Source organism: Salinirussus salinus (genome assembly GCF_009831455.1).
GTDB lineage: Archaea > Halobacteriota > Halobacteria > Halobacteriales > Haloarculaceae > Salinirussus > Salinirussus salinus.
This window is the reverse complement of record NZ_WOWO01000001.1, coordinates 64,395-79,506: the sequence shown is the minus strand read 5'-3', so window position 1 is coordinate 79,506 and position 15,112 is coordinate 64,395. Positions and strand designations below refer to the sequence as shown.

Here is a 15,112-nt window from a genome sequence, read left to right as displayed (position 1 = left end):
GGTCGATGTCTCGTGTGCTCGGTCGGCCGTCGCCGCTCACCGCTTCCCGTCGCGGTCGTGGGAGGATGTGGCGTCGGATCCGGAGACGTCGGCCGCACACCAGTGACAGAAATCGAGGTCGGCGTCGAGTTCGTCGCCACAGTTCGGGCAGCGAGTCGGCCGTTCCTCCGGTACGGACACCGGCCGCACGGTCGCGTTCCGGGCACGGGCGAGCAGGTACGCGTCGGCGACGCTGAGGCTCCCCACCACGAATACCGGTGCTAGCGCTGTCGGGTCCGCGGCACTCCCGCGCGCCACCGCGGCGAGCGCGGCGGGGTCGACGAAGAGAAAGCTCACGCCGAAGAAGACGGCGAACCACCCGATTGCGCGGCGCCACCGGCGGAGATAGATGTGGCCGAGCCCCATCGCGACCGCGCCCAGGACGGCTGCGACCCAGGGCCGTTTCCGCGACACCGGCCGGTTCATATCCGAGGTTACTGGGTAGTCAGTTATAAATCTTGTTTCCAGCCGATATCCAGTTCTGCGAGCATTTCGAGTACTCGAACAGCTATCTGGTGATAACTAAACAGTCAGCCCGAGCGGTCCCGGTGCCGTCGTGAGCGGGCTGGGGTCGAAGTCATCGACAGGTCGGGTGATCGCGTCGTGGCTGCGCCGACAGTAAATATATGCCGAGGGGTGTGGATGGGGATGGTGAGGATCGACACAGTATGAACGTTGCAGTCCTGGGAGCTGGCTCGATGGGCCACGGCATCGCTCACGTCAGCGCCCTCGGCGGACACTCGGTCATCGTCCGCGACGTCGAACAGGAGCGCATCGAGAGGGGCCTCGAGCAGGTCGAGGCGGACCTGGAGGACGGTGTCGAGCGCGGGAAGCTCACGCCGGCCGAGAAGGAAGACGCCATCGAGCGGCTCACCGGGACGGTCTCGCTCGAACCGGCCGTCGAGGACGCCGACCTCGTCGTCGAGGCGGTCCCGGAGCGTCTCGACCTCAAGCAGGAGGTTTTCGAGGAGGCCGAGGCGGTCGCACCCGGCGACGCTGTCATGGCCACGAACACCTCGTCGCTGTCCGTCACGGAGATCGCCGGCGCGCTGGAGGACCCCTCGCGCTGTATCGGGCTTCACTTCTTCAATCCCGCCCACATCATGCCGCTGGTGGAGGTCGTCGTCGCCGAGCAGACGAACGCTGAGACGGAGGAGTTCGCGGACAGGTACGTCGACAGCATCGACAAGACACCGACGACGGTCACCGACGTGCCCGGCTTCGCCTCCTCCCGGCTCGGCGCGATATTCAGCCTCGAGGCGATCCGCATGGCCCAGGAGGGAGTCGCGAGCGTCGAGGACATCGACGAGACGATGCGGCTGGGGTACAACCTCCCGATGGGACCGATCGAGCTCGTCGACCACACCGGAGTCGACGTCAACGTCGAGGTGATGGAGTACCTCCGGGAGGAACTCGGCGAACGGTTCAAGCCGCCACAGCTGCTCAAGCGAAAGCTCCGGGCCGGGAAGCTCGGCCGGAAGACCGGCGAGGGGTTCTACGTCTGGGAGAACGGGGAGATAGTCGGCGTCAGCGGCGACGCCGGGTAGCCCGGCTACCCGCTGGCCGGGCTCCCCGCCGGGTCGACATTGCATCTGCTGGGACGAACGATTGCGATCCCGTACCGCGGCCGGAGAAAAATAACACCCTTAGTTCGTTAGTACCTGAGCGAGGACAGTGTGACACAGTCCGGACGAGACCGACACCTCCGGTGCTGGTGTCACCGGCGAACCGACGGGCGCCGGGAGCGACGGGAGAGCGGGGGCGCGGCTCCCCCGCCGGTACCAGCCGGGAACGGCGCGCCCACCGGTACCAGCCAGGAACGGCACGTCCGCCGGTACCGGCCGGGGTGTCACTCCCGCTGGCGGACTCACTCGAGGTCCGCCCTGAGGACCTTGCCGGAGGGGTTGCGCGGGAGTTCGTCGTAGAACTCCACCTCGCGCGGTTTCTTGAAGTCGGCGAGGTTTCGTCCGACGTGCTCGGTGACGTCCCCGGGGGTCATCGATTCGCCGTCATGGAGGACGACGGCCGCCTTCACCCGCTCGGTCCACTCCTCGTCCGGCACGCCCACGACCGCCGCCTCGGCGACGCTGTCGTGTTCGTGGAGCACCTCCTCGACCTCCGCGGGGTGGATGTTCTCGCCGCCGGAGATGATCATGTCGTCGTGGCGACCGACGAAGTAGAAGAAGCCGTCCTCGTCCTCGCGAACGAGGTCCGAGGAGACGAAGTATCCCTCGTCGTCGAACACCTCTTCGGTCTTCTCGGGCATGCCGAGGTACTCCCGGAACGCGGTCGGGCCGCGGTAGGCGATCCGCCCGACCTCGCCTTGCTCCACCTCCTCGCCGTCGTCGTCGACGACCTTGACCGCCACGTTGACGATCGGCTTCCCGATGCTGTCGGGCTTCTCGAGGGCGGCCTCGGGGTCGAGCAGACACGTGACCGGGGACATCTCCGTCTGTCCGAACATGTCATAGAGGTTGGCGTCGAAGGCGTCGATGACCTCCCGCTTGAGTTCCTCCCCCGAGGGCGCGGCGCCGGTCATGTAGTGGCGGAACGACCCGAGGTCGTAGTCCTCGAAGCCGTCGACGTTGAGCAACGCGCGGCTCATCGTCGGGACGAAAAACGAGCCGGTGAGCCGTTCCGCCTCGATGGCCTCCATCACCCGGACCGGGTCGAAGTCGTTCATCAGGTAGGTCGTCGACCCGCAGTAGAAGGTGTTGTTGAACAGCGCGAAGGCCGCGACGTGAAAGAGCGGAGTGACGACGAGAAACCGGTCCTCGTTCTCTTCGAAGTTGCAGGTGTACACCGTGTTGACGGAGTTCTGGATGACGTTGTCGTGGGTCAGGACGCAGCCTTTCGGCTTCCCCGTCGTCCCGCTCGTGTACATGAGGGCGGCCTCGTCCAGCCGGTCCGGGACGACCTCGACCCGGTCGGTCGACGCGGTCTCGCGCGTGGCGTGGAAGCCGTCTGCGAAGCCGGGGACGTCGTCCCCGAGATACAGGTACTCCTGGATGTCCGTCCCGCCCCGGTCGGCGACCGTCGAGATCGTCTCCCTCGCGTCGGCGTCGAAGACACAGAGCCCCGCGCCGCTGTCACGGAGGACGTAGCCGACCTCCTCGTCCTTGAACCGGTGGTTGACGGGGACCGGCAGTGCCCCGAGTTTCATCGCGGCGTAGTAGGTCACGAGCGTCTCCGGGTGGTTCTGCATGTAGACCGCGACGCGGTCGCCCTTCGAGACCCCGCGGTCGGCGAAGGCGCGGGCGAGCTGGTTCACGCGGTCGTCGAACTCCCGGAACGTGAGTTCCCGCCGCGTGTCGCCGGTGAGTGACACGAGACAGTGGTCGTCGGGATATTTCGTTGCGTTCGTCTCCGCGACGTCACCGAGGGTCAGTCCCTCCATGGTCGTGGTCACTCTCCGAGTGGTATAGTGTTTTCCACAGCCGTCCGGCGGATCCGGGCGACGGCCCGTAGAGCGGCTTTTAATAGGCGGTGGCTGCAGTGTTCGAGCATGACAGACCGCTCGCGCGACGACGTCCTCGAAATAGACGAGATCGACCGCCGGATCCTCGAGATCCTGGCCAACGACCCCCGGAGCCCCTACGCCGACATCGCGGACGAACTGGCCGAGTACGACATCGACATGAGCAGCGAGGGCGTCCGCCGGCGCGTGACCTCCCTGCTGTCGAACATGACGAGCTTCTTCCTGCCGCGCCCGGAGCGCAACAGCTGGGAGATCGTGCTCGTGACCGCCCGGACGCGGAACGAGGCCGACGCCAAGCGGGAAGCCTTCGACGCGATGTCGGACATGGACTTCTGGTTCGTCGCCGAGGGCTTTGGCACCGTCGACCTGTACGGCATCGCGACCGCGGAGTCGAACCCGGAGATCGACGACCTGCTCGTGGACGTGCGGGCGCTCGAGCCGGTGACCGAGGTCGACTACTTCATCGAGACCGACCGCACCGTGAACATCAGAAACTACCTCCCGGTGTACTGACCCGCCGTCGGCCGGGCACCGTCCCCGGGACCCGACCGGGGCCGCGTTCAGCTCCGGGCGGGCGGTTCGAACTGCACCGTGTCGAAGGTGGCGTCGACGGCGGCTTCCGGATGGACGGTCGCGACCAGGTAGTCGGTCTCGTCGGCGAAGTAGTCGACGAGCCGCCGGGTCCGCTCCGCGTCGAAGGCCCCCAGCGAGTCCAACACGAGCACGGGCGAGACGTCGTCGACGTCGTAGGTGACGAAGCCGGCCAGCGCGAGGACGAGCCCGACCATCTCCCGCTCGCTCTCGGCGAGGTGCTCGACGGAGTCCGACCGGGTCCGGCCGTCGACCGACCGGGCGACCACGAGGTCGAACTCCCCGTCGAGCCAGACGCGCTCAATCCCCTCGAACGCCAGCGCCTCCAGCAGCTCGTCCATCGTCCCGTTGAACACCGTCCGGAGCTCGCGTTCGCGGTTCTCGACCCGGTCTGTCAGCGTCGTTATCTCCTCGGAGAGCCGGTCGACCTCCTCCCGTTTGCGCTGCAGCTCCGCGCGCCGCTCGCGCAGCGAGTCGCGGGCCTCCTCGAGCCGGTCGACCTCCCGGCGCAGCGTCTCGGCCTCGACCCGCGTCTCCTCGATCTCCTCGGCGAGCCCCGACTGTGCGGAGGCCTGGTCGGCCCGTCGGGCGGCGACCTCGTCGTCGAGTTCGTCCAGCCGCTCGTGGATGGCCCGGTGTCGCTCCCGTTGCTCCTCCAGCGAGTCGCGGCGCTCGGTCAGCTTCCGCTCGACGGTCTCTCTCTCGCTTTCGAGGCGCCGGACCTCGCGTTCGGCCTCCCGGGCGCGCTCGATCCCGTCGGTGAGTTCCTCGATCTCCGGTTCGCGCTCGCGCTTTCGGCGCTTGTCTTCCTCGACGAGCGCCACCAGCTCCTCGACGGTCCCCTCGACGTCCGAGACTGAGGCCGGCTGGCCACACGTCCAACAGGTGAGCTCGTCACCCATCAGCCCGGCCTCGCTGCCGAGCGCGCCGGTGAACCCGGAATCGAGCATCTCGCGGTTCGCGGTGAGCACCGACTGCAGCACGTCGAGTCGCTCGGTCACGTCCTCGAGTTCGGACTGCACCGACTCGCGTTCCCGCTCGAGTGCCTCGACGTCAGTTCCCTCGGCGGCCTCGCGCGCCTCCTCGAGGGTCGCGGTGAGCTCCGCCCGCCGCTCCTCGAGACGGTCGATAGCGGCCTCCAGCTCCTCGATCCGGGTCTCGCACTCGGCCGCCTCGGACCGGAGTTCGGTCCGCTCCTCGCGGAGCTGTTCGAGGGCGTCATCGGTCTCCGCGGGGTCGCGCTCGTCGCGCAGCTCCGCCAGGGCCGATTCCAGCTCCTCGAGGCGCTCGCGCCTGTCGGCCAGGTCCCGTTCGGTAGACTCGAGGCGGTCCTCGACATCGCCCGCAGACTCGAGTTCCGCTGTGAGTTCGCGCTTGCGACCGACCTTCCGCGCCCGCTCGCGCTCGAGTGCCTCGATGTCCATCGGCTCTTTCAACAGCGACTCGACGTCTTCGTTGCGGGCGACGGCACTGCGCAGCGAGTTCGTCCCCAGCAACCCCGCGAACCGCTCGAGCAGCGTCACGTCGTCGGCGTCGGTGACCCACGCCTCGCCCTCGGTCCGGATGCCGGAGTCGGTCCGCCGGGCGACCCGCTCGACGCGTCGCTCGTCGGTCGACAGCACCACGCGGGCTTCGTCCGCGCCGCTACGAACCGGGACCGTCCGGCTCCCGAGCGCGAAGAGCAAGCCTCTGAGAAAGGAGCTCTTGTTCGCCGCGTTGGGCCCCTGGATGAACGTCGGCCCCTCGGCCAGCGACAGTTGCTTGTGTTCGATACCACCGACGTTCTCCAGTTCGAGGTGCAGGTGTCCGGACATCGTCAATCGTCACAGTGACAGACGTACTCGCGACGGACCGCGCGGTCGACGGGCACGCGGGTGTGGCAGCTCTCGCACTCGAGTTCGACGGTGACGGAGACGTCGACCTCGCCGCCGGCCGACAGCTGCTCCTTGTTCCGGAGCGAGCGGACCGCCTCCTCGGCTTTCGTGGCGGCGTGGTCCCGCGCGATCCCCAGTGCGTCACGCTCCCAGTCCCCGCTCTGGAGGTCGACCTCGGCACCGAGACACTCCGTGAGGTGTGTCCGGACCACGCCGTAGGAGACGAAGTCGTCCCGCAGCTGGGCGATCGGAACCCCCGCGTTCGACAGCCCCGTCGCGACTTCCTCGGCGAGCGTCCCGTCACCCCGGAGCCGCTCGTACTTCGACTCGGCCTCGCCGCCCAGCGTCGAGAGACCGGCGCGGTCCATCTCGCGGCGCAGCATGAGCGTGTTGAACCACTCGGCGAGTTGCCGGTAGCCCTTCCGCTGGGGCGGGTCCGCCTGCCACTGCTCGAGGAGTTGCTCCTCGTAGCGTTCCATGCCGTACTCGTCCAACACCCGGCAAACTTTACACCCGTACTCACTCATCACCCGGGGTTCTCTCCCGCCGAAAATAAGCACGGCGGTTTTTTTGGTTTTCACAGGGTCGCGTTTGGAAAGAGCACGCCGGTGAATCCCGCTTACTTCCCCTCGAATTCGGGCTCTCTGCCCTCGAGTCTGGCGGTGAACCCTTCGGTGTAGTCGTCGGTGTCGACGAGCTGCTGGCCGCGGGCGGCCTCGAGTTCCAGCCCTTCCGACAGCGGCATATCGAGCGCCGAGTTGAGCATCTCGCGGGCGTGTTTCATTCCCAGCGGCGCGTTCCCGGCCAGGTTGTCCGCCCACTCGCGGGCGCGGGCCTCGACGTCGTCGGCGTCGTCGACGACCTCGTGGACCAGGTCACAGTCGGCCGCCTCCTCGGGGTCGATCAGCTCCCCGGTGAGCACGAGCTCCTTGGCCTTCGAGAGCCCCACCATCCGGGGGAGCCGCTGGGTCGCCCCGCCGGAGGGGAACACCCCGAGGTTCACCTCGAGCAGCCCGTAGTTCGCCTCGCTGTCGATGACCCGGAAGTCGACCGGCAACACGAGCTCGAACGCCCCGGCGACCGCCGCGCCCCTGATCCCGGCGACCGAGGGCACGCTCATGTCGTCGATGAAGTGGGTGACGTCGTCCAGCGACGTCTCCATCTCGGCGCTGTCGCCCTCCCCGCGCTCGCGCATCATCTCCAGGTCCATTCCCGCACAGAAGACCGGCCCCTCGCCGAGCAGGAGCATGGCCCGCACGTCGTCGTCGGCTTCGACTTCCTCGAGTGCCGTCCGGAGGTCGGTGAGCAGCGCCTCGTTCATCGCGTTTCGCTTCTCCGGCCGGTTCAGCCGCACTTCCGCCCGCCTGTCCTCGATCTCGAGTTTCACGTTTCCGCTACCGATTTCGCGCATCCTACCAGTCAGACTGAAGGCTGGGACATATAATTAAGGGAGGTCGCTCCGAGCTCGCGTCCCCCTCGACCGCTCGTCGAAAAGAGTCCCCCGGCCGGTCCGGGGCAGGAGTCAGGCTCCTGTCGTCACTCGATGCCCAGCTGTTTGGCGATGGTGTTCAGCTGGATCTCGTCGGTCCCCTCGACGATCCGCAGCAGCCGCGCGTACTGCAGATTGTCCATGAAGGGGTTGTCCTCGGAGAGCCCGTTGCCGCCGTGGACCTGCAACACGTCGTCGGCGACGTCGAAGAAGACGTTGGTGGCGAAGTACTTGAAGATCGACGACTCCTCGATGGTCTCCTCGCCGCGGTCCATCGCCCACGCGAGCCGCAGGCCGGCGGCGTCTGCCGCGTAGGTCCGGGCCCGCCCCTCGGCGAGCTTGTGGGAGATCCCCTGGAACTTCCCGATCGTCCGCCCGAAGGCCTCGCGGCTGTTGGCGTACTCCACGCCGAGGTCGAGCACGTTCTCGGCCGCCCCGACGGCCTCCGCGCCGAGTTCGAGCCGGCCCAGCGAGAGAAAGCCCATCGCCGCGTAGAAGGCGTTGTCGACCTCGCCGAGCACGCGGTCCTCGGGCACGCGGACGTCGTCGAGGATGACCTCCGCCTGCAGTCCCACGGAGCCGACGGCGTTATTGAACGACCCGACCTCGAACTCGTCGTCCTCGACGATGAAGCAGGTGATCCCCCCGTAACGGCCGGCCTCCTCCTGCGGGGTGGTGCGGGCGAAGACCTGGATGAAGTCGGCGTAGGGTGCGTTGGTGATCCACTGCTTCTGTCCGTTGATGACCCACTCGTCGCCCTCCTTCTCCGCTGTGGTGTCCATGTTCGGCGAGTCGGAGCCCACGCCCGGCTCGGTCTGGCCGAAGGCCGTCGACTTCTCGCCGGCGATGGTCGGCTCGAGGTATTTTTCGACCTGCTCGTCCTCGGCCTGGAGCAGCAGGGGCTTGGGCCCCTCCGGCCCCGCGAGCACGTTCTCGGTCAGCCCGGTCCCGTGGGAGGCGACCCGTTTCTTCGCGCGGTACCACGTCACGTTCGAGACGCCGCCGCCCCCGGCCTCCTCCGGGAGGTTCATCGCGTAAAAGCCCGCCTCCGCGCTCTTTTTCCGGATCGTCTCCTTGGCCTCGACGACCTCGTCGACCACCCGGCCGTCGGGCTCGTGGCGCAGCCGGGGGTTGCTGTAGGTCTCACCGAGGTCGTCGACGACCGGTTCGACTTCCTGCTCGATGAAGTCGTCGAGGCTGTCGAGGATCAGCTGCGTCTCGTCGTCGGTCTCGAAGCTCACACCGTCGATCACACGCTCGTCTGTCGTCGCCATAGCCTACCTATTTTCGCGGGTACATTTCAAACTGACCCTCCCCGCCCCCGGGCGTCTCCGGGAGCCTGACCCCACGCTCCCAGTGGAGTGCCGACCGCGGATAGTCCACCGTGGGCCGCGTTCGTGACCACAACGGTCACACGGGTCGTCGTTCGAGCGGGCGGGCGCGGTCAGCGGGCGCGCGCCGCAAAAAAGACGACGGAAGAGAGAGTCGTGCAGCCGGCCGACATCGTGTGGCTGGCGATACGGGACTGACCCAGGCAAGGGGTGTGACCAGGCGGTTGCCAGACGGGCTGGTGTGATGACGGCCGACACACGGTTCATCGTTCTCCATCACTTCAATGTTGTGGTGGTGCGGGTCGGGGAACGGGCGGGAGCTGCCCGGAAGACGGGACGGACGGCCGGTCAGATGTAGTCGAAGAGGTGGCCGGCGACGCGGCGTTTCTGGATCTCTTCTGCCCCCTCGGTGATCCGGTAGCGGCGGTGGTGGCGGTAGATGTGCTCGAAGGGCTTGTGCCGGCTGTACCCGACGCCGCCGTGGACCTGCATCGCCCGGTCGGCCGCCCGGCAGACGAGGTCGTTGGCCGTGTAGTTACACATCGCGACCAGCTGGCTGATCGACGAGCGGGACTCGGTGATCATCTGGCCGCCCTGGTCGTCGAGCGCCGCCGCAGTCTTGCGGATCGTGTTCCGGAGCATCTCGGCTTCGGTGTGCAGTTCCGCCAGCGGGAACTGGATGGCCTGGCGCCTGGCGAGCGGTTCCCCCCAGGTCTCCCGCTCTTTGGCGTAGTCGACGGCCTCGTCGATGCAGAACTGCGCGGCCCCGAGGCTGGCGGCGGCCTGCCGGATCCGGCTCTCGTGGACGAACCGCTGGGCGACGTGCAGCCCCTTCCCCTCCTCGCCGACGACCGCCGACTCCGGGACGCGGACGTTGTCGATGGTGACCTCCGCGTGGTCGGTCGGCATGTTGAACGTCCACCAGTAGTAGTCGATCTCCATGCCCTCGGCGTCGGTCGGCACCAGGAAGGCGGTGATCCCCTCGCCGTCGCCGGGCTCGCCGGAGGTCCGGGCGAAGACCATGTCGTAGTCGGCCACGTGCATGCCGCTGTTCCAGCGCTTCTCGCCGTCGAGGACCCACTCGTCGCCGTCTTTCTCGGCGGTCGTCTCCATCCACGTCGCGTCGCTCCCGTGGTCGGGCTCGGTCAGCCCGAAGGCGATCCGGGTCTCGCCGGTGATGACGTCCTCGATCATCTCCTGCTGGGCCTCGTCGCCGAAGCGGTCGAGGATCTGCGGGAACTGGAGGTTCCCGACGACCGACGCCTCGCTCTGGAGGACGTTGTGCAGCCCGGGGCCCTTGTGAGCGAGGTGTTCGCGGATGATGGCCATCCCGAGGTTCGAGCCGTCCATCCCCCCCATCTTCTCGGGCAGCGGATACCGGTAGAAGCCGGCCTCGTCGGCCCGGTCGCGCATCTCCCCGAGCAGCGCCTCCCACTCCTCCGTGGGGACGCCGCCGTTCTCCCAGTCCGTGCGGGCGTACTCGCGGCGCTCGTCGAAGTACTGGATGTGCTCTTCCTCGAGCGGTTTGATCTCTTCCTCGATGAACTCGTCGAGGTCGTCTAGCACTGTCTGGACGTCGTCGGGCACTCCATATGCCATGGATCGGCGTTGCGTGCAGCGGGTCAAATAAGTTCCCCCGAAGTCAGGCGCAGGAGACGGCTCCGCGGGCCAGCGCCGCCCGGACCGCGCCGTCGACAGCTATTTACCGGCCGGTCGAATCAGGAGCATCTATGCCGTATCTCCACCCGGAGCTTGTCCTCAGGCGGTTCTCGGGGTTCACACGCGAGGAGGTCCGTCCCTCGGTCGTGGGAGAGGGCGACGAGTTCCTCGAAGCGCAGGTCGGGTCGATGTCGAGCACGCTCGATTTCCTCTCGAAGGAGCTGGGGGGAATGCGCGACGCTGTCGAGGCCCAGCACGAGGCACTGCTCGAGGCGCTCGACGGCGCCGAGCAGGCGCTCGACGGCGTCGACACCGGGGCGCCCGACGTCCGGACGGCCGTCGCGGACGGACGCGAGCGGCTGGCGGACCCGCCGGCGGACGTCTACGACCACGAGGAGCTCCTCCTCGAGGTGAGCTCGGACGCGCTCACCGCAGTCGAGGCAGAGCTCGACGGCGAGGCGGCCCGGGCCGTGCGCGACCCGCTCTACGAGTTCCTCCGCGTGCGGGTCACCGCACAGCTCGAGATGCTCGGGAGGGAGACCGATGACTGACGACGACATCTCGACGGACGCCCTCGCGGCGTACCTGTCGGGCGAGCTGGCCGAGGGGACAGTCGAGGTCTCCGACCTCCAGTACCACACGGAAGGGTGGTCCAGACAGACCGTCTCCTTCACCGCGACGTGGACCGAAGGTGGCGACGAGACTGCCCGGCGGCTGGTCGCCCGGGTCGACACCGACGAGGACGTCGACCGCTCGCACGACACGCGAAACGACATCGAGACGGAGTACCGGACGATGGAGGCCGCCCACGAGGCGGGCGCCCCGGCGCCGGAGCCGGTGCTGTACGCCGACGACGAGTCCGTGCTCGGCGGGGCCTTCTTCCTCGTCGAACATCTGGAGGGGGAGGCGCCGATCACCTGGGACCCCCGGGACCGACAGCAGCTGTACGAGGCGTGGGACGACCCCGAGAACACGCTCCCGAGCCAGTTCGTCGACGCGACCGCGGCCGTCCACTCCGTCCCCCCAGAGGCGGTCCCCTCCCTGGAGCAGACCGACCCGGCCGAGGTCGTCGACCGCGAACTCGACACCTACGAGCGGATCTACGAGGAGACGAAGCTGAAACAGGAGCCGGCGGTCCAGGAGGCGCTGCGGTGGTTCCGGGCCAACAAGCCGGAGGTGCCGGAGACGACGCTCGTCCACGGCGACTACCGGATCGGGAACGTCCTGGTCACCGAGGACGAACTCACCGGCGTGCTGGACTGGGAGTTCGCGCGGGTCGGCGACCCGCTGTACGACCTGGGCTACGCGAGCACCCGCTATTTCTCCGGGAAGCTCATCGAGCCCACCGAGCGGCCGGAGCTGGCGAGCGCGCTGGTCGAGCGCGAGTGGTTCTACGACGAGTACGAGAAGCGGACGGGCCGGACGGTCGACCGCGACCGGGTCCGCTACTGGCAGGCCTTCTCCGCGTTCACGATGATGACCCGCGGCGTCGCGGGCGCCCACCGGTACCAGGAAGGCGAGACAGACGGCGTCCGCAGCGCGTGGTTCCAGTACATCGTCCCGGGCCACATCGAGGACCTGCTGGCGGCGGTCGAGGACGACCGCACCTGACCCGGCCCGACCCGGCCATCGAAAACACGCCTGCGGCGGCCCGGCGGTCGATGCGAGGATAGAATTATGTGGCCCGGATTGGAGTGTGGTACCATGGACGGCATGACAGTCGGCTGGCTGGCCGAGCGCAACGCTCACAAGTACCCCGAGAAGGAGGCGGTGGTGATGCAGGGGCCCGACGGCCGCGAGGAGGCGGTGACACACGCGGAGTTCAACGAGCGGACCGACCGCGTGGCCCGCGGGCTGCGCGACCGGGGCATCGAGCAGGGCGACACGGTCGCGGTCTACATGCAGAACAACGTCCCGACGCTCGAGGTCTACCTTGGCGCGATGAAGATCGGCGCCTTGCCAGTCCCCGTCAACCACCGGTTCAAGGTCGACGAGGTGGCGTACGTGCTGGAGGACTCGGGGGCGGACCTGATGGTGTTCGACGCGGACGCGCGCGGGACCGTCGACGAGCTCCAGGGCCGGAACACGACCCCCGACGAGTACCTCTACGCCGGCGACGGCGGCCCCGACTACGCCGACTCCTACGAGGAGTTCCGCGCCGGGGCCAGCCCCGAACCCGTCGACATCGTCCCCTCGCGGCTGGACGAGGCGACGCTGATGTACACCTCGGGCACCACCGGCCGGCCCAAAGGGTGTGTGCTCACCCACGAGAACCTCCTGATGCAGGCGACGAACTCGGTGGTCGTCGCCGCGACCAGCGGCCGGGAGGTCGACGTCGACGCGCGGGACCTGGTCGTCACACCGCTTTTCCACATCGCCGCCTTCGGGCTCTTTCTCAACGCGTTCTACGTCTCGGCGACCACAGTATTGATGGCCGACTTCGAGCCCGGGCGGGTGCTCGAAGTCCTGGAGGAGGAGGAGTGCACCGGCGCCTTCTTCGTCCCGATGATGGCCCGGGCGCTGCTGAACCAGCCCGACTTCGACAGCTACGACCTCTCGGCGTTCGAGCGGTTCCGGATCGGCGCGGCCCCGTCGGGGCGGGAGCTGAAACAGACGATCCAGGAGCGCTTCGGCGCGGATATCATGGACGCGTTCGGCCAGACGGAGATGTCGCCGACGGCGACCACTCTCACCCCCGAACACGCCCTCGAGAAGCCCGAGACCGTCGGGAAGCCCCTGCTCAACGTGATGGCCAAGGTGGTCGACCCCGACACCGGCGAGGAGGTCGACCCCGGCGAGATCGGCCGGATCTGCTACAAGGGGCCGACGGTGATGCAGGGCTACTACGGGATGCCCGAGAAGACCGCCGAGGTCATCGACGAGGAGGGGTGGTTCCACTCCGGCGACCTCGTCCGGATGGACGCCGAGGGCTTCGTCGAGTTCGTCGGCCGGTCGGACGACATGATCATCTCCGGCGGCGAGAACATCTATCCCGCCGAGATCGAGGAGGTGCTCCACGAACACGAGGCGGTCGACGAGGTGGCGGTCGTGGGCGTGCCGGACGAGGAGTGGACCGAGCGCGTCAAGGCCGTCATCGTCCTCCACGACGACGCCGGGATGACCGCGGAGGGAGTCCGGGAGTACGTCGGCGAGCGGCTCGCCGACTTCAAGAAACCGCGGGAGGTCGCCTTCCTCGATGAACTGCCACGGAACCCGACCGGTAAAGTCCTCAAGAACGACCTCTCGGCGGTCGAGGGGACGGTCGTCGAGTAGGCCGGCGCAGGCGTCGGCCAGTTCGACGGGGGTCTCGAACGCTCCGACGCCGCCCCGGTATCGGGTGTCGGCGCTGCCACCGCTGCGGGAGCCAGTGTGGCACACCGTCGCATAGTTTTATGTGTCACACCGAAGTGTGACTTCGCATGGATTTCAGCGAACCCGAGCGTGCGACCCGGCTCAAATCCGAACTGGAGGAGTTCATCGAGACGGAGATCAGGCCGCTGGAGGAGGAACACGGGCGCTTTCTCGGCCCCGACGCGGAGCGACACATCTTCGACGACGAGTTCCGACAGGTCCCCGAGTACCTCGACCTCAAGGAGACGATCCGGAAGAAGGCAGCAGAGGCCGGCTTCTGGGGGATGACGATGCCCGAGGAGGTCGGCGGGCGGGGGGTCGACACGCTCACCGACGCCATCGTCGCGGAGTTCCTGGCGAACCGGCCGGCGGGGCTGCACACCTACGCCGTCCGCGGGGCCGGCGGGGGGCCGACGCCGATCCTGCTGGCCTGTGACGAGGGCCAGCGCGAGCGCTATCTCGAGCCGCTGATGGCCGGCGAGGCGACCACCTGCTTCGCGCTCACCGAGCCCGAGCACGGGAGCGACCCGAACTTCCTCGAGACGACCGCCGAGAAAGACGGCGACGAGTGGGTCATCGACGGGAAGAAGGCCTGGGTCAGCAACGCGCCCTACGCCGACTTCGCGATGGTCTTCGCCCGGACCTCCGGCGATCCCGGAGAGATCCGGGGGATCTCGTGTCTGCTCGTCGATACGGACACGGAGGGAGTGGAAGTGGGGGAGATCCACCGCCCGATGGGCCACGCGTGGGTCGCGCCGGCCGAGCTTGTCTTCGAGGACTGTCGTGTCGGCGAGGACGCGCTGCTTGGCGAGGAGGGGAAAGGCTTCTTCCAGGCGATGGACTGGATCGGCAGCGCGCGGCTGGGCGTCGCGGCCGGCTGTGTCGGCTCCGCGGACTTTCTCGTACGCGAGGCGGTCGAGTACGCCGAAGGGCGCGAGACCTTCGGCCAGCCGCTCATCGAGCGCCAGGGGATCTCGTTCCCGCTGGCGGAGGTGGCGATGGACGTCGAGCGGACGCGCCAGCTCTACCGGTACGCGGCCTGGAAGGTCGACAACGGCGAGGACGCCAGAAAGGAAGTCGCCATGGCGAAGCTCGCGGCCGCCAACCTCGAACAGCGGGCGGCCGACGTCGCGATGCAGGTCCACGGCGGCGAGGGTTACTCCCGCCGGGGACCGGTCGAGGAGCGCTTCCGGACGGCCCGGGGCAAGCGGCTCACGGAAGGGACCGACGAAATGCAAAAGCGGACCATCGTCCAGGAACTCCGGGAGTAGCCAGTCCGTGGGGAGCTGACTGGTCCGGA

General features: G+C 68.0%; 13 protein-coding genes. 6 read left to right on the top strand and 7 right to left on the bottom strand.

The genetic code is table 11. The features are described 5' to 3' along the window. Positions 1-36 precede the first annotated feature (36 nt). Positions 37-465, bottom strand: coding sequence for a zinc ribbon domain-containing protein (locus GN153_RS00325; RefSeq protein ID WP_159898642.1), 429 nt, complete (start codon positions 463-465; stop codon positions 37-39). A gap of 242 nt (positions 466-707) precedes the next feature. Between GN153_RS00325 and GN153_RS00320 the strand changes: the two genes are divergently transcribed. Further along, positions 708-1,586: a 3-hydroxyacyl-CoA dehydrogenase family protein gene (locus GN153_RS00320; protein ID WP_159898640.1), complete on the top strand. Its 879-nt coding sequence runs from the start codon at positions 708-710 to the stop codon at positions 1,584-1,586. Positions 1,587-1,906: 320 nt separating this feature from the next. On the opposite strand, the gene GN153_RS00315 is transcribed toward GN153_RS00320, so the two are convergent. Then, a complete protein-coding gene (locus tag GN153_RS00315) occupies positions 1,907-3,436 on the bottom strand; it encodes a class I adenylate-forming enzyme family protein (RefSeq protein ID WP_159898638.1) in 1,530 nt (509 codons plus the stop codon). Between the two features lie 108 nt (positions 3,437-3,544). Between GN153_RS00315 and GN153_RS00310 the strand changes: the two genes are divergently transcribed. Next, positions 3,545-4,030, top strand: coding sequence for an AsnC family transcriptional regulator (locus GN153_RS00310; RefSeq protein WP_159898636.1), 486 nt, complete (start codon positions 3,545-3,547; stop codon positions 4,028-4,030). A 47-nt stretch (positions 4,031-4,077) separates the two neighbouring features. Here GN153_RS00310 and GN153_RS00305 read toward each other — a convergent pair whose 3' ends face one another. The 5 genes from GN153_RS00305 to GN153_RS00285 form a co-directional block, all read right to left on the bottom strand. Next, the gene (locus tag GN153_RS00305) at positions 4,078-5,922 is read right to left on the bottom strand and encodes an archaea-specific SMC-related protein (protein ID WP_159898634.1); all 1,845 of its coding nucleotides are present in this window, start codon (positions 5,920-5,922) and stop codon (positions 4,078-4,080) included. A gap of 2 nt (positions 5,923-5,924) precedes the next feature. Continuing rightward, on the bottom strand, positions 5,925-6,509 hold the full coding sequence (gene rdfA / locus GN153_RS00300; RefSeq protein ID WP_159898632.1) for a rod-determining factor RdfA: 585 nt from the start codon (positions 6,507-6,509) through the stop codon (positions 5,925-5,927). Between the two features lie 92 nt (positions 6,510-6,601). Continuing rightward, on the bottom strand, positions 6,602-7,393 hold the full coding sequence (locus GN153_RS00295; protein ID WP_159898630.1) for an enoyl-CoA hydratase/isomerase family protein: 792 nt from the start codon (positions 7,391-7,393) through the stop codon (positions 6,602-6,604). 125 nt (positions 7,394-7,518) lie between these two features. After that, on the bottom strand, positions 7,519-8,745 hold the full coding sequence (locus tag GN153_RS00290) for an acyl-CoA dehydrogenase family protein (protein WP_159898628.1): 1,227 nt from the start codon (positions 8,743-8,745) through the stop codon (positions 7,519-7,521). A gap of 405 nt (positions 8,746-9,150) precedes the next feature. Continuing rightward, positions 9,151-10,401, bottom strand: coding sequence for an acyl-CoA dehydrogenase family protein (locus tag GN153_RS00285; RefSeq protein ID WP_159898626.1), 1,251 nt, complete (start codon positions 10,399-10,401; stop codon positions 9,151-9,153). A 131-nt stretch (positions 10,402-10,532) separates the two neighbouring features. Here GN153_RS00285 and GN153_RS00280 point away from each other — a divergent pair, with 131 nt between their 5' ends. The 4 genes from GN153_RS00280 (at position 10,533) to GN153_RS00265 (ending at position 15,083) form a co-directional block, all read left to right on the top strand. Continuing rightward, on the top strand, positions 10,533-11,012 hold the full coding sequence (locus tag GN153_RS00280; RefSeq protein ID WP_159898624.1) for a hypothetical protein: 480 nt from the start codon (positions 10,533-10,535) through the stop codon (positions 11,010-11,012). Then, entirely contained in the window at positions 11,005-12,072 is a 1,068-nt protein-coding gene (locus tag GN153_RS00275; protein ID WP_159898622.1) for a phosphotransferase family protein, read from the top strand. The genes GN153_RS00280 and GN153_RS00275 overlap by 8 nt, the downstream gene beginning before the upstream one ends. Positions 12,073-12,165: 93 nt before the next feature. After that, entirely contained in the window at positions 12,166-13,734 is a 1,569-nt protein-coding gene (locus tag GN153_RS00270) for a class I adenylate-forming enzyme family protein (RefSeq protein WP_159898620.1), read from the top strand. 146 nt (positions 13,735-13,880) lie between these two features. Further along, a complete protein-coding gene (locus GN153_RS00265) occupies positions 13,881-15,083 on the top strand; it encodes an acyl-CoA dehydrogenase family protein (protein WP_159898618.1) in 1,203 nt (400 codons plus the stop codon). Positions 15,084-15,112 lie beyond the last annotated feature (29 nt).